General features: G+C 51.0%; 21 protein-coding genes. 17 read left to right on the top strand and 4 right to left on the bottom strand.

Annotation, left to right across the window (positions count from 1 at the left end):
* Nucleotides 1-12: 12 nt before the first annotated feature.
* The 3 genes from EKK48_18865 to EKK48_18855 are packed head-to-tail and all read right to left on the bottom strand — an operon-like array spanning nt 13 to nt 1,506.
* Nucleotides 13-237, bottom strand: a complete 225-nt coding sequence (locus EKK48_18865) for a hypothetical protein (protein ID RTL39476.1) — start codon at nt 235-237, stop codon at nt 13-15.
* Nucleotides 238-246: 9 nt separating this feature from the next.
* The gene (locus EKK48_18860) at nt 247-477 is read right to left on the bottom strand and encodes a hypothetical protein (GenBank protein ID RTL39475.1); all 231 of its coding nucleotides are present in this window, start codon (nt 475-477) and stop codon (nt 247-249) included.
* Between the two features lie 15 nt (nt 478-492).
* Nucleotides 493-1,506, bottom strand: coding sequence for a hypothetical protein (locus tag EKK48_18855; protein RTL39474.1), 1,014 nt, complete (start codon nt 1,504-1,506; stop codon nt 493-495).
* 552 nt (nt 1,507-2,058) lie between these two features.
* Between EKK48_18855 and EKK48_18850 the strand changes: the two genes are divergently transcribed.
* From EKK48_18850 to EKK48_18820, 7 genes are all read left to right on the top strand, one after another.
* Nucleotides 2,059-3,021: a hydrogenase gene (locus tag EKK48_18850; protein RTL39473.1), complete on the top strand. Its 963-nt coding sequence runs from the start codon at nt 2,059-2,061 to the stop codon at nt 3,019-3,021.
* Nucleotides 3,022-3,050: 29 nt separating this feature from the next.
* Nucleotides 3,051-4,649, top strand: a complete 1,599-nt coding sequence (locus tag EKK48_18845) for a cytochrome-c3 hydrogenase (GenBank protein ID RTL39472.1) — start codon at nt 3,051-3,053, stop codon at nt 4,647-4,649.
* A gap of 89 nt (nt 4,650-4,738) precedes the next feature.
* On the top strand, nt 4,739-5,047 hold the full coding sequence (locus EKK48_18840) for a hypothetical protein (protein ID RTL39471.1): 309 nt from the start codon (nt 4,739-4,741) through the stop codon (nt 5,045-5,047).
* Nucleotides 5,048-5,058: 11 nt separating this feature from the next.
* Nucleotides 5,059-5,577 carry a hydrogenase maturation protease gene (locus EKK48_18835; protein ID RTL39485.1) on the top strand — a complete coding sequence of 173 codons (519 nt, stop codon included), beginning with the start codon at nt 5,059-5,061 and terminating at the stop codon, nt 5,575-5,577.
* Entirely contained in the window at nt 5,570-5,890 is a 321-nt protein-coding gene (locus EKK48_18830) for a hypothetical protein (GenBank protein ID RTL39470.1), read from the top strand. Before EKK48_18835 ends, EKK48_18830 begins: the two co-directional genes overlap by 8 nt.
* Nucleotides 5,890-6,756, top strand: coding sequence for a hypothetical protein (locus EKK48_18825; GenBank protein RTL39469.1), 867 nt, complete (start codon nt 5,890-5,892; stop codon nt 6,754-6,756). The genes EKK48_18830 and EKK48_18825 overlap by 1 nt, the downstream gene beginning before the upstream one ends.
* Before the next feature lie 444 nt (nt 6,757-7,200).
* Nucleotides 7,201-7,764 carry a GNAT family N-acetyltransferase gene (locus EKK48_18820; protein RTL39468.1) on the top strand — a complete coding sequence of 188 codons (564 nt, stop codon included), beginning with the start codon at nt 7,201-7,203 and terminating at the stop codon, nt 7,762-7,764.
* 3 nt (nt 7,765-7,767) lie between these two features.
* Here EKK48_18820 and EKK48_18815 read toward each other — a convergent pair whose 3' ends face one another.
* The gene (locus EKK48_18815) at nt 7,768-7,959 is read right to left on the bottom strand and encodes a hypothetical protein (GenBank protein RTL39467.1); all 192 of its coding nucleotides are present in this window, start codon (nt 7,957-7,959) and stop codon (nt 7,768-7,770) included.
* Nucleotides 7,960-8,287: 328 nt separating this feature from the next.
* On the opposite strand from EKK48_18815, the gene EKK48_18810 reads away from it, so the two are divergent.
* The 10 genes from EKK48_18810 to EKK48_18765 form a co-directional block, all read left to right on the top strand.
* Complete coding sequence (locus tag EKK48_18810) at nt 8,288-9,256, top strand: ROK family protein (GenBank protein RTL39466.1); 969 nt, start codon at nt 8,288-8,290, stop codon at nt 9,254-9,256.
* A 667-nt stretch (nt 9,257-9,923) separates the two neighbouring features.
* Nucleotides 9,924-11,384, top strand: a complete 1,461-nt coding sequence (locus EKK48_18805; protein RTL39465.1) for a PLP-dependent aminotransferase family protein — start codon at nt 9,924-9,926, stop codon at nt 11,382-11,384.
* Nucleotides 11,385-11,404: 20 nt separating this feature from the next.
* Complete coding sequence (locus EKK48_18800) at nt 11,405-12,892, top strand: PLP-dependent aminotransferase family protein (protein RTL39464.1); 1,488 nt, start codon at nt 11,405-11,407, stop codon at nt 12,890-12,892.
* A 970-nt stretch (nt 12,893-13,862) separates the two neighbouring features.
* The gene (locus tag EKK48_18795; protein RTL39463.1) at nt 13,863-14,426 is read left to right on the top strand and encodes a hypothetical protein; all 564 of its coding nucleotides are present in this window, start codon (nt 13,863-13,865) and stop codon (nt 14,424-14,426) included.
* Nucleotides 14,427-14,818: 392 nt separating this feature from the next.
* Entirely contained in the window at nt 14,819-15,625 is an 807-nt protein-coding gene (locus EKK48_18790) for an HAD family hydrolase (protein ID RTL39462.1), read from the top strand.
* A gap of 52 nt (nt 15,626-15,677) precedes the next feature.
* Nucleotides 15,678-16,055 carry a hypothetical protein gene (locus EKK48_18785; protein RTL39461.1) on the top strand — a complete coding sequence of 126 codons (378 nt, stop codon included), beginning with the start codon at nt 15,678-15,680 and terminating at the stop codon, nt 16,053-16,055.
* Entirely contained in the window at nt 15,952-17,934 is a 1,983-nt protein-coding gene (locus tag EKK48_18780; protein ID RTL39460.1) for an ABC transporter ATP-binding protein/permease, read from the top strand. The genes EKK48_18785 and EKK48_18780 overlap by 104 nt, the downstream gene beginning before the upstream one ends.
* Nucleotides 17,935-17,974: 40 nt before the next feature.
* On the top strand, nt 17,975-18,169 hold the full coding sequence (locus EKK48_18775) for a hypothetical protein (protein RTL39459.1): 195 nt from the start codon (nt 17,975-17,977) through the stop codon (nt 18,167-18,169).
* A gap of 96 nt (nt 18,170-18,265) precedes the next feature.
* On the top strand, nt 18,266-19,153 hold the full coding sequence (locus EKK48_18770; GenBank protein RTL39458.1) for a hypothetical protein: 888 nt from the start codon (nt 18,266-18,268) through the stop codon (nt 19,151-19,153).
* Nucleotides 19,154-19,265: 112 nt separating this feature from the next.
* On the top strand, nt 19,266-19,896 hold a 631-nt coding region (locus EKK48_18765; GenBank protein RTL39457.1), incomplete at its 3' end, for a hypothetical protein.

Below are 19,896 nucleotides of genomic sequence, written 5' to 3'. Positions count from 1 at the left end.
TGCTCCAGAAGATCAGGCGTATTTGAGATCTTTGAATAACCAGGGTTGCAGCGCACCAGCTACGATGCTGACCAATGGAATAACAACATATAGAGGCAACCCGACTTTCGCCAGCACGATCATCAGCACTGCTCCAACTGCATTTCCTATCAAAGTCTGTTTGACGACTTGATTAAAGTCGCGAAACAACTTTCCTTTCAAAAACAGAGTAACGGCGTTTAAAAATGCATCCCACATAAATGACTCCTATATGAGCTTGAGCACTATCAGACCGATGAGAATTCCGGGCACCGCTCCTAATGGTCCGAAGACGCTGCCCATCATCAGTGCCAATTCGTTACCAATGTCCTTGCCTGCCAGTTTCAGTGCACTTAGGGAACCTGCGCCTGCTCCTAAAAGTACAGCCGTTACTATCCAAACAGCTCCCGTTGCAAAATTTATTTCGCCTGATGCCAGGCTCTGTCCAAAAGATTCCATTTCAGTTCCTCCGCTTTAAATAGGCGAGCTGCCAAATTTTTCCTGCCCACGATGAGAGCGCAGATCACCCAATTCTTGCTCGACTTCAGCCAGAGCTTCGTTCAGGAGTTGCGCTCGCCCATAATCTCCATACGACTTAAAAATCCGTTCTGCATCGCGGTACAACTGGCGCGCCTGGACAAGACGTTCCTGGTTTCCTTTCTCTGGATGTTCAGGATCATCAGGAAGATTGCGCAAGCAGTTCGCCTTGTTAGCAATAGTTGTTGCATAGGGCAAAGGCGTTGTTTGCTCTGTACGCACTTTCAACGCTTCGTCGTAAGCTTCCAGAGCGCGCAAATTGTTCTCGATGACGTGACTGGAAGAAACATACTGCAAAGCATTGCCCAGATTGTTTTGCAGCATTGCAAACTCGCTTGGACTTTCTTCAATCGTAATCACTTGCAGTGCTGCTTCAAACGACTGAACTGCCAGCGCCTCTCGAAGTTTGCCTCTTTCATCAGACATTGGCATTGAAAGAAAGGCAGTCGCTAAATTATTGTGGAGTACTGCAAATTCTGCCGGATAATCTTCACGAGTGAATGTGCGCAACGCTTGTTGATAGAGTGAAATCGCATCAGTGATTTTGGCCCGATTCACTTGAGCCAGTCCTTGATGGATCAGACCCAGGTTCATTTGAGCCTCGGCTATTTCTTCTTTCAATCCGTCTGTCGAAAGAACTTCCAGCGCCGCGGTCAATTCATCACGAGCTTGCAGCAAGTAGCCAGCTTCTTCGCTGGGCACCATTTGTAATGCCGTGGCTTTGCGAGCACGTATTCTAGCGTTCAACAAGTTCTCTTCTTTCGGGCAAATTTCCAGAGCTCGATCGTACAAAGCGATTGCTTCTATAAGCTGTTCTGGTTGCTTCGGGCGTGTTTGCAAGCCTATGGCAATCTCCATCAACATGTCGACTTTATCCAGAACGGAGGCATCGGGATCATCGACAGCTGCTAATGCTTGTTTGTAGTGGAGGTGCGTTTGTAGCTCGTTCAATTTTTTGCTCCGGCGATGTTGAGGAACACTACTTAGATCGATGTGGTGATCAAGCAGTGAATCGAATACCTTCATCCATAACAATAGCACCAGCTCAAAGACGATCCGAAGTTGGAGGAAAAGCCACTTCGATGCTATTGCTCCCCCGCCCTTTAACACGGACCTACTTCAAGGTAATTAATTCCATGCGGGGCGACCCTCACCAGATGGCGTTCTATGCGCATGTTTGTAATTACATTGAAGTAAGGGGGTGAGCCCTCATCGTATGCTGCAGATGCGCTGATGATGCTGGTTTTGACAACTTCGAAGGAGCTGCCGGCAAAATGCTGATCCTGTATAGCCCCGCAGGGATACGTTCTCAGTGTATACGACGTCCAGGACTGATCCTGCCAGAAGAAATCGAAGATTAAATTGCAATTTCTTGCATTTGCGCAAGTGGCGTATGACAAACATTCGTGAAAGAATCAATAAGCTTGCTTGTGAATTTAAATATCTAAGATCCCGAAGATCCATGTCCGTCGGTATTTTTCAGTTCAAAGAGGAGAAGCTCGAATGGCGAACCTATTGTGGCTGCAAGGCGGCGCGTGTTCCGGGAATACGATGTCATTCCTCAATGCCGAAGAGCCCAGTGCCTGCGACCTGGTGACAGACTTCGGTATCAACATCCTATGGCACCCTTCGCTGGGAGTGGAGCTGGGAAATAATCTGCAGCAACTCCTGAAAGATTGTGTGTCAGGCAAAATAAAGTTGGATATATTCGTCTTCGAAGGCACGGTCGTCAACGCGCCCGATGGCACGGGCACCTGGAACCGTTTCGCTGGTCGTCCCATGAAAGAGTGGGTGAAAGAACTCTCGGCAGTTGCTGACTTCGTAGTGGCTATCGGTGACTGCGCGACCTGGGGTGGTATCCCTGCCATAGCACCAAATCCTTCCGATTCAGTCGGCTTGCAGTTCCTCAAGAAGAACCACGGTGGCGCTCTCGGAAAAGCTTTCAAATCAAAAGCTGGTCTTCCTGTAATCAACATTCCTGGATGCCCGGCACATCCTGACTGGGTTTCACAGATTCTGGTTGCAGTAGCGACGGGGCGAGCCGGTGATCTCACTCTCGATGAATATCAGCGTCCAAAGACGTTTTTCCAGAGCTTCACTCAGACCGGTTGCACACGCAACATGCATTTCGCTTACAAAGTTTCGTCCACTCAGTTTGGACAGAGAAACGGTTGTCTCTTTTATGACCTCGGATGCCGCGGTCCAATGACACATTCTCCATGCAACAGAATTCTGTGGAACAGACAATCTTCCAAGACGAGAGCTGGAATGCCGTGTCTGGGTTGCACAGAGCCAGAGTTTCCATTCCACGATTTGATGCCTGGAACTGTCTTTAAAACGCAGACCGTTATGGGTGTGCCGAAGGAGTTGCCGACAGGCGTGGAGAAGAACTCATACATCAAGTACACCGGTGCGGCCAAAGCAGCAGCGCCCAAGTGGGCTGAAGAAGACATGTTCGTAGTTTGATCTGATTCAACGTTACGAGGAATTGAAAAATGGCGGGAACTACCCAAACACTAGACATCTCCCCAGTCGGACGTGTCGAAGGAGACCTCGACGTACGCGTCGACATTGAAGATGGCGTTGTCGTTAACGCCTGGACGCAGGCAGAGTTGTTTCGCGGATTCGAAGTGATTTTGCGCGGCAAAGACCCTCAGGCAGGTTTGGTAGTCACTCCTAGAGCTTGCGGAATCTGCGGCGCTTCCCATCTGACCTGCGCCTCCTGGGCGTTAGATACAGCGTGGGGCACGGAAGTTCCGCGCAATGCGATTTTGGCGCGTAACATCGGGCAGCTATCAGAGAGTTTGCAAAGTCTTCCACGACATCACTACGCCCTGTTCATGATTGACATGGTCAATAAGAATTACAAGGACAGCAAATATTTCGAAGAAGCTGTACGTCGATACTCGCCATTTACCGGCACGAACTACGAGATCGGAGTGACGTTGTCAGCTCGACCAGTAGAAATTTATGCGTTGTTCGGTGGGCAGTGGCCGCACTCCAGCTATATGGTGCCAGGTGGTGTCATGTGCGCTCCGACTCTTACTGACGTGACTCGTTCATGGGGCATCCTCGAACACTTCCGGAAGAATTGGATCGAGCCAGTTTGGCTTGGTTGCTCGATTGAGCGCTATGAAGAAATCAAAACCTACGAAGATTTCCTGAACTGGTTAGACGAGAAACCGGAACATGCAAATTCCGATTTGGGAATGTTCTGGAAGATGTCCATGGACATTGGGCTCGATAAATTCGGTGTTGGATGTGGTCGCTATGTGACATGGGGATATCTTCCAAACGAGGACAAATACCAGAAGCCGACCATAGCCGGAAGAAACGCCGCCATGTGGATGCCCAGCGGAACGTACGACGCTGCCAGTGATTCGCACAAATTGATGGAGCAGGCTTTCTGCCGCGAAGATATGGCGCACGCCTGGTATGAAGAGACTGGACCTACCCACCCGTTTGATCGTGTCACTAAACCGATTGCGAAGAATCCACCCGATTTCAACGGCAAATATTCCTGGGCAACAGCAGTTTCTCATCAAGATCTAGGTCGCCTTGAAGCCGGTCCGCTTGCCAGGCAACTCGTTTACGGAGGCAATCACACAGAGAGCTGGCAACATCATGACGGGCTTGTTCTCGACATGTACAAAAAGATGGGCGGCGCCAGTGTGCTGCTGCGACATTTCGCCAGAATGCACGAATTCAAAGCGATCTACCGCAACATCGAACATTGCTTGCGTGAATTCAAGCTCAACGATCCCTGGTACATCAAGCCGAAAGAGAAAGATGGCCAGGGCTGGGGCGCGACAGAAGCGATACGTGGCGCGCTGTGTCACTGGATCGACGTTAAGGACGGCAAGATCAAAAACTACCAGATCATTGCTCCGACTACCTGGAATGTTGGCCCGAGAAATTCCGCCAATGCTAGAGGACCAATCGAAGAAGCGCTGGTGGGCACTCCCATCAAAGATCCGTCTGACCCGGTCGAAGTTGGTCACGTGGCTCGGTCTTACGACTCGTGTCTGGTGTGCACCGTGCATGCTCACGATGCAAAAACCGGTGAGGAGTTAGCCAGGTTCCGTACCGCTTAGCGAGAGCAAAGACGGCGGAGCACTAGTCATGGATAGCAGAGCGCCGGCAGATTTTTCTCAGCCGGCGCTTTCTTCAAGGAGTTTTGTCAATGTCCGAAGCATCCGACAAAGAATTGCTTGAGCGCATCGATAAGCTTCTCAAAGGCGGTTTGAAGACGATTACAGAGCCGATTCCCGAAGATAACCGACAGTTTGAGGCAATTGTCTCGCAGCTGGCTGATATCTCCGCCAGCAACCTGGAGCAGAAATTAGTCGTCTCCGGATATCTCGATCACCCTGTCGAGGAGATGCGCTGTCTCGAGTGCATGTACTACCTGAATCACCGCAAATGGTGCAATCTACCTGAAATCAATCTGCCCGCCGAGCCAGATTGGTGGTGCAGATTATGGCGAATATAGAGCAAGCTCATGTGTTGAGCATTATCGGTTGTGGAAATCTGAACCGCTCTGATGATGGTGTCGGCGTCTACGTTGTTCGTCAGCTGAAAAACAAGATACCAGAAGCTCAAAATCGCAATATACGCATTTTTGATGCTGGAACGGCTGGCATGGACGTGATGTTTCAAGCTCGCGGGAGCAGCTCGCTGATCATCATAGACGCGAGTTGTAGCGGCTCAGAACCCGGCGCAATCTTCGAGGTGCCTGGTGAAGAGCTGGAAGTCAAGCATACGCCGTCTTTTGGATTGCATGATTTTCGTTGGGATCATGCTCTCTACGCTGGCAGGCAAATCTTTAAAGACGAGTTTCCAAAGTCTGTGCAGGTGTTTTTGATAGAAGCAGCATGCCTTGACTTTGGATTGGAACTTTCCGAGGTCGTCAAAAGTGCCGGCGATAAAGTTGTGGAGAGGATTTTGGCTGAATTAAGTAAAGAGAGCCTCGCAGCGTACAATAGCGTAAATAAAGTTGGGACGGACCAGGGCGTTGAGTGAAACTATCTCGATAAAAAACGGCAATCTCTACGTTGGCAGAGACCTATACAAGAAATTCTTTTCGGGGATCGAGACAATCGCTCTGTTGAAGCGAGACACCGGCTTTCTTGTAATGCCTGTTTTCAGTCAGGCAAGCGGCGGCAGGTTATTGAAGATGCGCAATCCTGCCGGAGATCGAGTTGTGACGGCAACTGATTTCTTGCAAGAGTTCAACCTCGCTGAGCAAGACGAGCGCGTTTTTTCGGCTACCTGGGATAGCAGCGCTGCTGCTCTGTTTATCGATTTGAACCAACCGATTGAGCGGGCAAACTAATGGACTTCGCTACTCTCATTGTGCTTGGAAACGCGCTGGTTTTAGGTATTCGTCATGGTATCGACTGGGATCACATTGCCGCGATTGCCGATATCGTAGGCACTGCGAGTACCGCCAACGCGTCGAGTCCATCCACCATATCGAGTTCCTCGGGCATATCGAGTTCCTCGGGCACATCTAGCTCCTCCGGCACATCCAGCGCGACCAAATCGGCAGCCCGCGCTCTTTCTCTTGCCCAGCCTGATGCCGCAATGAAGCTGGCATGCTCTTATGCGCTCGGGCATGCAGCCATTGTTCTGGTCCTGGGAATTGCTGCGCTGGCATTTTCATCCGTATTGCCGGAGTGGATCGATCCGCTCATGGAAAAGGCCGTTGGTTTAACACTGTTGCTTTTGGGTGCGTGGATTTTTTACTCGCTGAGCAGACAAAGCGTCGCCGACGAGAGTGAGTTCGTGTTGCAGAGTCGCTGGATGTTCATCGCTTCCAAGTTGCAGGAGAAGTATGAACAGGTTACAGGTAAGCAGTTAGGTTTTATGAACTCTCGCAGATACAGTGCCGTAACAGCTTTCGGAATCGGTGTTATTCATGGATTTGGGGCGGAAACCGGCACTCAGGTTTTGTTGATCGCAGCGGTCGGTGGTGCGGCCAATCACGTTTTGGGCGTGACCATTTTGCTGTCGTTCATTTCTGGATTACTGATTTCGAACTCTCTCGTTGCTCTTGTCACCACAGCGGGCTTTAACAATTCAGCACGCATGAAACCACTGTTCATCGTCATAAGTGTGATAACAGGTGTTTTCAGCTTGATTGTCGGCGCCATATTTTTAGCTGGTCAGACTTCTCTTTTGCCCAACCTGCAAGGTTAGTTCGTCTGGCCGTCTGGTGCGTTTGATGTGTCTGCGCACCTGGACAGTTTGATGCGTTTGGTGTGTGACTCGCCGGGTGCGATTGATTTGTTTCACGCTTTTGATGCGCCTGATGTGAACAAAGGTGTCCGCAAAAAATATGATCTCTTCATTAGATTTTCGCGCACTGCTAGTGGTGGCGCAGTTAGCGTGGCTCGCAAAGACCGTATGGGCTGGCTTTTTCCATTTTGTCCGAACTCGGCAGTATTTGTCGCTCGGGGGCGCGATAGCAATCTCTCGCAGCTAGCGCGGTTGAACTACGTGATCCGCTTTGTATGCATTATCGAGAGACAGCGTCAATTATTGGGTTAATCGCTATTCGTGAAACCGAATTGCGCCGCCAATAGAATCGCCAGGTTGGAGTGTGGTGGGCGGCATCACATTCGTTTCTTTAGGAGTGTGTATATGTCAATGGCAGTGGTACCAGGAATGGCTATTCCCGTGTACGGTCAGCAGAGCGCCAGCCTTTCAGATGAGCGCGCACAAGCCCCCATCGTTATCTGTGATGCCACTCCAGCCGATCTGGAAATTCTCTATCAGATGTCAGTTGCGCTTGCTTTCTTTGAGCGCAAATCAGCCGCCGAAATAGAAGTAACGCGCGAAAAGATATGGCGGTGTGCGTTCGGTCCCAATAAAGTTTTTTCCGCACTGATAGCGCGCAGAAATGGACAACCTGTAGGCATGGCGGTCTTTTATTATGCGTATGCCGGATCACTCGGAGCGCCAATCTTGTACTGCGAAGATCTCTTTGTGGAGCGCTTGTATCGCCGACAGGGAGTAGCAAGTCTGATGCTAAAAGAACTCGTGAAGAGAGCTTCGCAGTTTGGTTGCTGCCGAGTGCAGGGCGCTGTATTCAACTGGAACGATGAAGCCGCAAGGTGCTACGAAAATCTCGGCGCACAAATACGACGCGACTTACATCAAGTCCGTTTGGATGCATCAAAATTCAAACGTCTTTTGGAATCTTGACGCTTAAGTTTGATCTCCGCAAGCGTCTGCTCTTGTCTGACCAGGTTTTAGCTTTTGTGCGGTTCCATCCGGACAGACTGTCCATGCGTCTCGAATCGAGTCTGAAAGAAGTTTTGATTCTTTGCCCCCAGCCTGAGCCATTAACAATTCAGGACTGTGTTGTTCGGAGGGTCTCCAATCTTCAATTGCTGGCATTTTAAAATCCTTCACGGGAAGTAACTAACTTGTCAAACAATAGGTGAGGCTGCATAAAAGCAATATAAAACCGAAGCATTTCTTCGATTGCTTCTTGCGTTGCACCGATAAAGCGCTCGTAACGCGAATTCGAATCTAGCGAGAAGTGTGGCTGCGAGAAGAATTCATCGTTGCCGCATTATATTGATTGGACCTTTAATTTCCGTCTCTTAACAACCTGGTTGGTTTTATACATATTTGACGTCGATGTCTCTAACGTAAAACATCGACGGTCGGTGCATTAAGCATCGGAGGTCGATTACGAATTAGTTCGATTATCCAGGTGATTATGAATTACATCGGCGTTGATATCGGCGGCACCAAAATAGCGGCGGGAATCGTCACCGCCCACGGTGAAGTTATTGCCAGGCATGAGCGACCTACTCCTGTTACAGAAGGTGGTCCTACGATATTGCGAGCAGCCATAGAAGCGGTGAGAACTGTCTTGAATTCTGCAGGTGTGCCTGTTTCAGCCGTCGGTGTTGGTGCAGGTGGACAGATCGATCCAACTCACGGAATCGTGTTCTCTGCCACCGACGTCATACCCGGATGGAAGGGAATCAAAGTTACTGAAGCATTTAGCGCGGAGTTGGCACTCCCTTCATTTGTTGACAATGATGTCAATGTGCTCGCTTTAGCAGAGAGTCGTTTCGGTGCGGCCAGCTCTTTCTCGAATGGAACAGTGGTGTTCCTGGCTCTGGGAACTGGAGTCGGCGGAGCACTCCTGATTGACGGAAAGTTACATCACGGCGCTCACTTTAGTGGCGGAGAATTTGGACATATCCTTTTGTCGATGGATCCGAACGCGCGCATCGATACTGGTGGCGCAAAAGGAACACTCGAGGCGTATTGCAGCGGACCGGGTCTGGTCCAGACTTTTATTGAATTGTCAGGTGACACCGGTGATGTGACCGGCCACGATGTCGTCAGTGATGCTTGCAAAAATCCTGCAGGTTTTGGTGCTCAAGCTGTTCAAAAGACGGGTGAGTATCTTGGTTATGGATTAGTGAGCCTGGCAAATGCCCTCGACCCCGACTTGATTGTAGTTGGTGGTGGTCTTGCCGAAATTGGAGAAGCATTGCTTCAGCCTGCAATCAAGGTTCTGCGAGAGACTGCTCTGCCCGGACCTGCGAAGTGCAATGTAGTATTTGCTCAACTTGGGAAGGACTCCGCCGTAATCGGTGCCGCCAGTCTTGGCATGAATGAACGCAAGAGCATAGCGTCAGAACTCTGCGGAGCCAATATGGGCTGCATTTAAAACGCCTGAATCATAGATAAATTCTGAATGGATAGTCTGAGTTTTCTCGGATTATCCGTTTTGTTTTGGTACTGAATACGGTATCAAAGCTAGCACCGCTCGTAGAGGCGTGCAAAGCTGCGCTAACCCGCCCGGTGCCGTTCGTATGCCAGGCCGCATCACTGTTTTATTTGAGAAACAGCGCTAGTCGAAGTGCTTCGCTAACTAACGCAAATACCTGCTGCAGTATCGACGGAATTCGCTGCGAATCGGCCTGCATGTGCTAGTTCACTCACATGTGATCGAAAAGCCTTGAAACGCCATGAGAGCCTGATTCCTGGAGATTCCACAACTAGATGATTCAAAAACAACGTAAATGGCGAGTGTATATACGCAGTTCTGCTTGCCAACTTTCGACTCACACTGCTATGTTTCATGCACCTGTTTCCATACTTCACATCAAAGCCCCTATACGTCCCAACCAAGTCCTGTTGCCCTTTTAGCCCAATAGATACATAGAAAGCCATGCTTCTATAGAGACAATCAATCCACTCTGTTAGGCCGGTTGATACCAAATTGAAGAAAACTGCGCCAACCCGTTGCTATCGTCGTACAATTGCTTACAAGACCTCCGTGCCACCATTCAGTAGTTGTTGCACGCGGAACTATTTGAGTAAGAGCAAAAGCAATGGATTTTGTCATCAACCTCGAATATCGATCTTCGGTGCCAGTTTATAGAAGGGCATCAGATGCGATTAGAAAGGCCATCATCGAAGGGCGCTTGAAACCTGGGCAGACAATGCCGTCTGTTCGAGATTTGTCAGCAGGTCTGCAGATTTCCAGAGCGACGGTGTTAAAGGCATTCGACGATCTGCAGAAGCAGAAATACATCACAACTATTTCCGGTTCGGGTACTTATGTATGCGATCCGCTGCCTGGAGAAATGTTCGAGCAGAATCTTCAAAACGAAGATGTTGCCGAGATTCATCCAGTTTCGTTGTCAGAGTATGGACAGCGAGTTCTGGATATGGCCGGATACCAGAGGCGAAGGCTCGAGCAACTTGCACAGTTACAGTTTTGCGGTCCACCACTCGAACTGACACCACTTTCAAAGTGGAGGCAGCTTCTGGTGCGACATTGCAAGTTGAGGGATCTAGCGCACCTCGCGCATGCCAGAGAGCCGCTTGGATATCCGCCTTTGCGGGACGCCTTGTCTGCTTATCTGCATCGCGCGCGCGGCGTGAAATACTCGCCGGATTTGCTCGTGGTCTTTGCAAGCCAGCAGTTCAAACTAGAAGTTCCTGCTCGGTTGCTCATCGATCCCGGTGATCTGGTTGCTATTGAAGAACCCGGATATCCCGACGCTCGTATGTGTTTTGCCTCGCACGGTGCGAAGCTTTTGAATGTTCCCATCGATCAGGATGGTCTGGATGTAAGTTATCTCGAGAAGATTTCTCAGCCCATCAAGTGTGTCTATGTCACGCCCTCGCATCAGGATCCGACCGGGATAGTTATGTCTCTGGAGCGGCGGAAATGGCTGCTTGATTGGGCTGCGAGGTCCAATACTTTAATCATTGAAGATGACTATGACAGCGAATATCGATACGGAAACGAACAGTTGCCTTCCCTGCACGGGTTAGATCCGGCAGAGAATGTTATCTACATTTCGTCTCTGTGGAAGGTTCTGTTTCCCATGGTTCGTCTGGGCTTTCTGGTACTTCCAAAACGCTTATTGCATCCGGTTTTTCTGGCGAAATTGCAGACTGAGCGAAATCTTCCCTTGTTGGAACAGTTTGCTCTGACAGACTTTATCAATGATGGATACCTTGAAAAACATATCAAGCGAACCACCGCTGTCTACGCTAAGAGGCGACAGGCGCTTATACAGTCGCTCACCAGACATTGTCGCGAGACAGTTGTTTTGCCGTTTGAAACATCTGGTATGCACCTCTTGATTCAAGTGCAAAGCAGGCACAGCGATAGAAGGATCATTGACGTCGCAGCAGAGTGGGGATTATCGCTAATGAGCACTGAGCTGTATTACTCAGGTGTTTCTGAGCCTGGTGAATTTTTGATGCCCTTCGCTCATCTCGACGAGAAAAGTCTGGATGAGAGTGTGCGTGGCTGGGCTCAGTTTGTTAAGTCGTAATGAGAGGAGAGTAAGGGCGAGTGGAGCAGTTTAAGGGGCAGAGTGCCAGTCGATTTTCGTTTCAAGTAGATCTTGACACGAATTCCATTGTGCCTGTGTACACACAAATTGCTAATGCATACAGAACTGCTATTCTTGGCGGTCAGTTGCAAGACGATGATCTCTTGCCGTCACTGAATGAACTTGCGCAGTTGCTTAGAGTTTCCCGGTCGACTGTTGCCAGAGCATTTGAGACTCTAGCCAGTCAGGGGTATATCAAGATCCATGCGAGATCAGGCGCGAAAGTTTGTCGTCGCTATTTAGGCGATCTTGCGCCCAGACCGGTGTACTCAAATTATCAGCAGGGCGATCACGTGCACTTGAGTGGATATGGTCGACGTCTATTGAAGCTGTCGAGCGAATCAGTATATTCCGACAGTCCTGAACTTCAGACCTACATGAGTGGTCCAGCGCTCGAGTTAACGCCTCTAAAACATTGGAAAACTCTGCTCGAACAAAATTGTCGAATGAAAGACCTTTCGCGCCTGGAGTACTCGCAGGAGCCTTTCGGTTACCCGCCCCTGCGCGAAGCCTACGCCGCCTATTTGAAGCGGTCTCGAGCTGTTAAATGCTCTGCTGAGCAGGTGGTCGTTTTTTCGGCAAGAGAACTTAGATTAGACTTGATTTGCCGCATGCTTATTAATCCCGGCGATTGTGTTGTGGTTGAAGACCCTGGTTATCCTGATGTTCGTCAACGTTTCGAGTTGTACGGCGCAAAAGTGATCGCAATTCCGACAGATAAAGATGGGCTTTGTGTCGATCAACTCGAGCAGTTGGAAGACAAAATAAAAGTTCTCTATGTATCTCCTTCATATGTCGATCCTACGGGAGCGATATTATCGATGCCCAGGCGATTACAGCTTCTTGAGTGGGCGAAGAGAACACGAACTTTTATCGTCGAAGACGACTATGCCAGTGAATATCGGTACAAAGCGCGACCGCTGCCATCATTGCAAGGGCTCGACCGTGGTGACGTAGTTATTCATTTGTCTTGTTTATGGAAAGTCTTGTACCCGGTTCTGCGCCTGGGATTTTTAGTTGTGCCGCGTTCTCTGCGCGAGATTTTTACTCTTGCCAAAGGCTTAACCGAAAATGATTTGCCGCTGTTTGATCAATTCGCGCTAACTGATTTCATCAATGATGGAAGTCTGGAACGGCACATCAGACGAACTAGATCGATATATGCACAACGTCGTGACGCTTTAGTTGAGTCATTGAAAAGCGCTCTTGAAGATAAAGTAACTGTTGTGAATGATGCCGCCGGATTCGAACTGCTGATTAGATTGAAAACTACATTGAAAGAACAAGAAGTGCTTACTCTTGCTCGCTTGCACAGGTTGCCTCTGTTTAGCTCTCACCCTCACTACGTGAGCCAGCACAGTAGCGGTGAGTTCATTATTCCGTTTGCTGAGCTGGAAGATGATTCGTTAGCAGACTATGTGGCGAAGCTGCGATCGTTGCTAAGTTAGTAGTAGCACTTGAAAATTGCTGCGATGTTTTATGTGCATTTGATGTCAGTGAATCTATCGTTGTCATATCAACACAACACCTTTGTCATCCGAGACACTGTACAGGAGGGGCTCCATACCCAGGCAAATTATTTCACAGAAGATAATGCAACTCCTCAGTCGGATGATTCTAAGAATCATCCGATTCCGTTTTATGGTATTGGTGGCGGTGCATAGACCTGACTGGTATTGGGTTGAAGGCTGGTAGAATTCCTGATCATTCAACCGATCATTGAACGAACATTTAACCGAACGTTTTACGCGGATTTTATAAGTGCAAATGTATCGTCTGAATGAAATTTGACGATTTGTCGTTTCACGCACTGTATCTAGTTCTTCTGATTAGCAGCTGCGCTTTCCGCAAAAGAAAATAAGCAGTATCGGATGATTCGAGTTTTCGAATTATCCGTTTTTGTTTGCGCCACTGTATATGGTGGCAATTACTAGCAGAGCTAGCACCGCTGATGGTAGCTGCGTAAGACGGATGTCAGGCGATCTTGCGAAAAGCATGCCGAAACAGATTGCCATTAGCAGTGCATTTGCTGCAAAGTAAGGCTCTATATTCCTTACTTTTGTCGCAGCAACTAACAGAACCTCTCCATTCCAACCAGCTCCAGCATTCATACGGTACGCTCCGCGGCATAAAGTCGCGGGGTGTAATATTTCATCCTGAATTTTCACTGTCGCTCTTGGAACTTCAACAGGAAAGCGCAACTCGCGAATACCTCGCGCAGCGCAGGCTGCTTGCGAGCTTGTGTGCTGAGTTCGCGATTCGGGAAAATGAGATGTTGCGATTAGGCAGAGTGAATCGCAACATCTCAAAAGACTGTGACAACAAACGAGGACTCTTTAGTCAAGGAGTGAAGAGATGAATCAGTTTTTACCAGTCTTCGGATATCTGCTCGGGCGGAGAATCCGAGAAGCAAACAAAGTGCTGATAACAGATTCTTCAGGTGAGATCGCTAATCTGAAGATGAGCTGGGCGATTTTCTATGGCTGGAGTGTCGCCGGCATCGTTTTCGTCGGCGAGCTATGCATTAGCGATCTGCTCAGTAGGTCGCTCGGTTCCGCCCTGCCCATTGGCGTTGGAATCGCGGTACTGGTATCGCCGTTTCTGACGTTTATGCTGGTCGTTTTTCTCGACCAGGGCATTCTCGGCAAGTTTGAGATGTCCACTCGAACAACTGACTCGTTCTTCTTCGAGCTTTTTGTTGGGACGGCGGCGCTTGCGCTGTTATGGTTCGGCTATCACACCGGATTCTTGCAGCCTCTTCACTGGGGCTGGCAAATCCCGATCTGTCTGATACCGGCTTTGGTGTTCATCCTGTCGTCGCGGGTCGCCGAGTTTTTTCGGCGCCCACGCGTTCGGTCTGAGGTGAGAAGTCTCGGACATATTTTCGGGACAGCGATGTTCGTTGTGCTTGCGGATGTGGCTGGACAATACATGTTCGGTCGCTCGTTTCTCGCGGAAATCACCTCAGTTCTGCATTTCTAAACCCGGTCGCTCGAATCGGCTCGCCGCAGCGGAAAGGACTTTCGCTTCGGCACAATTCTCAAAACGTTCAAGGGAGAACCATATGAAGATTCTGCACGCCATCGCCGACTCCTTTTTTCTGTGGCTCGAGAAGATTCGCGAGCGGCACATCCTCCCGTTTGCCAAAACCGGAGACAAAGGAGACGAAAAATGATAGGCGCGTTTTTCGACTTGATTCTCGAACGATTCTTCGGCATCGAGTCCGAAGCAACAGTGCGGCGGCGGTATGAGGAGCTCATTCCATATCTCGACCGCAGCCGCAGCGACGAACCGGGAGGGCGAGGTCTCATCAACTGGATTCGCTTTCACTGAGTTCGCAACCTTTGCGATGTAACTGAAGCGCGCGTGTCTTCATGCGCGCTTCCAAACAAGAAAGGAATGTCACCATGGCTGGTTGTTGCCGCATGGGGCGCACCTATCGTTTGTTGAACGGTCAGATTGCCGCGCTCTTTTTCGACGTCGACGGCACATTGCTCGAGTGTCAGCCTTATTACGATAGGGCTATACAGAGTTTCGGCCACCTCATGGAAATGTGCGGGTTCGACAAAGAACATGCCATCAGGACGTTGCGTGAAATCGACCTGAGTAACACTCACATGTACGGTTTCGAGCGTGATCGGTTTCCGAATTCGATGAGGGCTACTTATTCCAGGCTCTGCCAGGAAAAATCCATCAGCGAGTTATCGGCGATTAGCGAGATATGCCAGGATATCGGCAATTCTCCGCTGTTCCGACCGCCCGTGCTGTTCCCTGATGCAGCCGCCGTTCTTGGTCGCGCCCACAACAACTTCTACATGGTTGCAGTCACCATCGGCAATCGTGAGGCGCAGCAATTCAAGATAAGCAAGGGTGGGCTTGACCCGTTTTTCGACGATGTCATCATCACTCCGAACGACAACAAGTCCGAGCGAGTCAGAGACGTCATCGCCGATTTGAATATCGACGCCAGACTCTCGGCATTTATCGGCAATAGTCGGCGGTCGGATGGTTGCTGTCTAACCGAGACAAACTTCATTCATCTGCCTCTTGAGCAAGGTTGGCAATTCGATCACAGTGATTTGCCTGCCAACACAGGCTTTCAGGTGTTCGAAGCCAAGTCCTGGTTGGAGACGGAAGAACGCGGTATCGAGCGCCTGTTGCGTCAGCGGGAGCGGCTCTAATTCGGTGTAACACCATTCCGGTGTAACACCATCACTCAACGGTGAGTCAATCATGTCAGAACAAGCAGAACCTGAAGTCGAGGTCATACTCGACTTCAACGGCTTCTCTCTACAGGCGGGTCCGCTCGCCGACAGCTGGCCTGTTCCTCTCCCGGGACAGGAAGTTTTCTGCGACGACAAAATCTGGAAGGTCGAGCGTGTGATCAGATCGCTCGACATTTCCTGGTTGAGGAAGGCGGCGCAATTCGCTTCCTTGCTCGAGTCCATCTACGGAAGAACAAGCGCGAAGAAATTGCTTGCTGAGATGACCGATTCCAGCTCGACCTATGCGGGCAAGTCGTCACCGATTCTTGCCCCGCCGAAACTGTCCACATCAGGCGGCAAGATTTGCCGCTTCATCTACATCAAGCTCAGTCGTCCTCACGACTGAGTTCGATGAAACATCAATTCGCGCACAACAATTCGTGGAGACTCGAATGAATCTCTTCAAAACAGGTGCTACCGGAACAGTTCCGGCAGGCACCCCAAACTTGCTAGCGCCGAAGGTGCTGTGGCGATTGACTCGCGACTCATGGGCGCTGGCAACTCCCGTCTTCAAATCGACGCAGCAGGGATCGGTCATCGCTCTGTTCGTCGGCGTGTTCGTGCTGAGCACTGTCTTCGTCAAGCTGACGGTGGTCTTCAGCTACTGGAAGCAGGATTTCTTCGACGCCATCCAGGCGATGAATAAGGATGCGTTCTGGGCTCTCCTGCTTCAGACCTTCCCCGACGAAGAACATGGCTTCTATGGCGTCATGCCCGGCTTCCTCTACATCGTCGCTGTCGCCATATTGCTCAAGATGTACATCTACTTCTTGACGCAATGGCTGCAGTTAAAGAGTCGCACCGAGCTGACGGCTCACTTCAAGAACAACTGGCTGGGCGACACTGCTTTCTACATAGTCGGTCTGACCGATTCGGAAGGCAATGAAAATCCTGACCAGCGCATTTCGGAAGACTGTCGCGACTTCGTTGAGCTGGCAATCAAGTTGTCGCTGGAGCTGGTCGCAAACGGGATGACCTTCTTCAGCTTCATCTTCGTGCTCTGGGAGCTCTCCGGCCCTATCACTGTGTATGGTGTCACGATAGACCATTACATGGTTTTCGTGGCTGTTCTCTATGCCGCACTCGGCACCTGGCTCACTTCTGTGATCGGTCGCCCGCTCACGCATCTCAGAAACGAACAGCAAAAGCGTGAGGCTGACTTTCGCTTTGCCCTCATGCGCGTGCGAGAAAATGCGCAAGCAATCGCGCTCAGTTTCGGCGCTGCCAATGAGAACGCCAAGCTGACTGCGCTCTACGGGGGAGTGGTCGACAATTGGTGGAACATCATGTGGAACACCAAGAAGCTGATTGGTCTGACGACTGTCTACGGGCAGGCGGCAAGCATCTTTCCGCTTATTGTCGCCTCTCCGCGTTACTTCATGGGCGCCATCAAGCTCGGCGTTCTGATGCAGATCGTGGATGTTTTCGGCCGGGTACAGGACTCGCTTTCCTGGTTCGTCGACAGTTACGAGGAACTGGCTAAGCTCTACGCCATCGTGCATCGGTTGACGACGATGAAAACAGCAATCGATGCAGCTCGTGTCGCAAATTGCAGCGGCATCAAAATTGAGCAGTCCAGCGATGGAAAGCTCAAGTTCGTTGCCTTGGCGGTGGATATGCCTGACCAGGCGCCGCTGCTTCGCATCGGCAGTCGGACTTTCGAGAGCGGACAGTCTGCTCTGGTTGGTGGTCGCAGTGGTTGCGGCAAGTCGACTCTCTTTGCGGCTATCGCGGGCATCTGGCCATACGGCAGTGGAACTATCCAGCGTCCGAACAACTGCATGTTCCTGCCGCAGCATCCCTACATGCCGATGGGGTCGCTGGCCGAGGTGTTGACGTATCCGCATGCTGTGGATGCGTATACACCTGGCGAAATCCTCGAGGCGCTTGCTGCCTCGGGTCTCAGTGAGTTGAGTCACGAGCTGGATGTCATCGACAACTGGTCGCAGCGGCTCTCCGGCGGGCAGCAACAGCGTGTGAGCATCGTTCGTGCTCTACTCGCGAAGCCCGATTGGCTGTTCCTCGATGAGTCCACAGCCAGTCTCGATGTTGACTCGGAAGCGGCGTTCTTCGCTGCTTTGCAGACGCGACTGACCAGTACGACGATCATCTCGATCGCTCATCGCCCTGAGGTGAGGCAATATCACGTCAGGCATCTGGTCATCGCCAAAGATGTCGAGCCGCATGTCGGACCCGTCGGCAAGCTGTTCGAAGTCACTGACTAGTTCGCGACAATCGCGACCTGGTCAAAGCGGAGCGACAAATATGAATAGAATCAAGAAGTTCTTTCTGGCGAGCGTGAGCTTCGGCTCGTTTGCACTTGCGTCAGAACGTGCGGTCGCGCTGCACCACTCTTCCAACTTGACCGAGGCCGGTGTCAGTTATGCCGGCCTCATCGTCATGCTGATTTGCGGCGTGATCGTTGGATGGGCGTATCTCTATGAACAGTGCAAAGGCTAGCAGAGTAGCCGATGCACTGTTGCAACAAATGAGGGTCGGCGGACCTTCCAATCAAGCTGTGCGATGTTCGAATCAACCGAACACCAGGAGATAGTTATGACACTGCAAGAAAATGAGGCCACACTCGAAAACGGCGATGCTGCGCAGAATTGCGGTCTGTGCGGCAAAGCCGATCCTAACGTCAAACCTCCCGACCCCCTGATGCCGTCAGTCGGTTCGGTGGATAGCTGGAAAGTGGTGCGAGCGGTGCGCCCCAAAGGCAGTCAGCGCCCGCATTCATTCATCGTCAGACGCGGGTCGTCTACCACCCGAATCCATCACAGTCAGTTGCTCGTCGACTCGCGGAGCATTCAGCTCAACGAATTCATCGATTTGCTGACTGTCGGCTTCGATTCTTTCGATCGAGAAAGACCGCGGGCATTGGTCAGTCAGAAAGGGGCTTTCTATGCTTCGCTGAAAGGCAAAACGGTTACTGGCGTGGTCACGGCTGTCGCTAAATACGGCGTCTTCGTGAGCAGCACTGAACTACCGTTTTGCTTGAAAGGGCTTGTGCACTGGTTGAAGCTGGCTGGCTTCGACAAAGCTGCGGCTCTCAAGAAAATGCGGATCGGTGATGCCATCACCTTCTCTATCGATGACTTCAAACCGCATCCTGATCATCACAGAAGCACTGCCGGCGATTGGCAGGTCGACTGTTCGCAGGAGCGCCCGGTCTACGCAGAAGCCCACAGGCTTCTCGAAGAAGCTAGGGCTGACTCGAATCTGATGTGCGCTACGGCCACTGTCGTAGCGCGCAGTCATCGCCACGAGAGTTTTCGCGTGGAGGTGGCGTTGCCGACTGGCCTGACTTTTGTGGCTCGTCTGAAAGAACCAATCACGGAAATCTTCTACAAAGGTGACCGTGTGCAGGTTGTCGTCAATTCTGTCGATTGGGAAGCCGAGCGCCCCAGCGCGGAAGCTTCCTTTGTGGCGCGGTTGCCGTAGAAAGGCAGGCTCGCCCGGGCAGAGTTACTAGGACTTCAGAGTTGGCACCTATAGCCCGGCTGAGGTCGAAACTTCACCACAACAAAAGTTCAATATCTGTTCGCTCGTGAGAGTGAATGGAATTTCAAACCGAAGCTCGAAGGAAGAGCAAAACAGGACAATCGTCATGAAAAAGATCGACAGAAAGATACTGCTCGGTTCGGTGGCTGTTGGCGCCCTTGCCGTGACAGCGTTCGCGTACGCCTTCTGGCCGTCCGCACCACTGAAAGTCGGGCATCTGCTCGACGTGGAAAAGAAGCTCATCGCAGTGCAGCAAGCGCAGAATCCAAAGACCGGCACAGAAGGTGTCGTCTTTGCTGCGCCATCGGAAGTGGTCGAAGCAGTAGACCACCATTCGCTCAAGGCTCAAGTGTCTGGTCAACTGGGCGGAGACGGTCAGTTCAACGGTGAGATGAGCATCACTTTGCCGGAAGGCCAGACGTCCTGGGGCGGCGTTCGCACCGAAGGCTACAAGTCGGAGGCGCAGGAGCGGTTCGACTTTTACTACGACATCGCCAAGGGGGTCGTGTGGGCGGGATTTATGGGTCTTGCCTTTTGGGCCGGTTACCGACTCATCCAGGCGAACCTGGCCTCGCTGAACGCTGGCGTGCAGTCGGGGATGGGCATGGGGCAGCCGATGAGGTCGGGAACGCACCTGGTCGCGGGAGCGCCGAAAGGAGCGCCTGCGGGGGCTGACTTGAGCT

It is taken from the genome of Candidatus Melainabacteria bacterium, assembly GCA_003963305.1.
In the GTDB taxonomy this organism is placed as follows: Bacteria; Cyanobacteriota; Vampirovibrionia; order Obscuribacterales; family Obscuribacteraceae; genus PALSA-1081.
Note: the sequence above shows the minus strand (reverse complement) of the source record. Positions and strands in the feature narration are given on the sequence as shown.

Coding starts and splice junctions, on each gene's coding strand:
- EKK48_18865 (RTL39476.1), bottom strand. CDS start 237: ATGTGGGATGCATTTTTAAACGCCGTTACTCTGTTTTTGAAAGGAAAG.
- EKK48_18860 (RTL39475.1), bottom strand. CDS start 477: ATGGAATCTTTTGGACAGAGCCTGGCATCAGGCGAAATAAATTTTGCA.
- EKK48_18850 (RTL39473.1), top strand. CDS start 2,059: ATGGCGAACCTATTGTGGCTGCAAGGCGGCGCGTGTTCCGGGAATACG.
- EKK48_18845 (RTL39472.1), top strand. CDS start 3,051: ATGGCGGGAACTACCCAAACACTAGACATCTCCCCAGTCGGACGTGTC.
- EKK48_18840 (RTL39471.1), top strand. CDS start 4,739: ATGTCCGAAGCATCCGACAAAGAATTGCTTGAGCGCATCGATAAGCTT.
- EKK48_18825 (RTL39469.1), top strand. CDS start 5,890: ATGGACTTCGCTACTCTCATTGTGCTTGGAAACGCGCTGGTTTTAGGT.
- EKK48_18820 (RTL39468.1), top strand. CDS start 7,201: ATGTCAATGGCAGTGGTACCAGGAATGGCTATTCCCGTGTACGGTCAG.
- EKK48_18815 (RTL39467.1), bottom strand. CDS start 7,959: ATGCCAGCAATTGAAGATTGGAGACCCTCCGAACAACACAGTCCTGAA.
- EKK48_18810 (RTL39466.1), top strand. CDS start 8,288: ATGAATTACATCGGCGTTGATATCGGCGGCACCAAAATAGCGGCGGGA.
- EKK48_18805 (RTL39465.1), top strand. CDS start 9,924: ATGGATTTTGTCATCAACCTCGAATATCGATCTTCGGTGCCAGTTTAT.
- EKK48_18790 (RTL39462.1), top strand. CDS start 14,819: ATGCGCGCTTCCAAACAAGAAAGGAATGTCACCATGGCTGGTTGTTGC.
- EKK48_18785 (RTL39461.1), top strand. CDS start 15,678: ATGTCAGAACAAGCAGAACCTGAAGTCGAGGTCATACTCGACTTCAAC.
- EKK48_18780 (RTL39460.1), top strand. CDS start 15,952: ATGCGGGCAAGTCGTCACCGATTCTTGCCCCGCCGAAACTGTCCACAT.
- EKK48_18775 (RTL39459.1), top strand. CDS start 17,975: ATGAATAGAATCAAGAAGTTCTTTCTGGCGAGCGTGAGCTTCGGCTCG.
- EKK48_18770 (RTL39458.1), top strand. CDS start 18,266: ATGACACTGCAAGAAAATGAGGCCACACTCGAAAACGGCGATGCTGCG.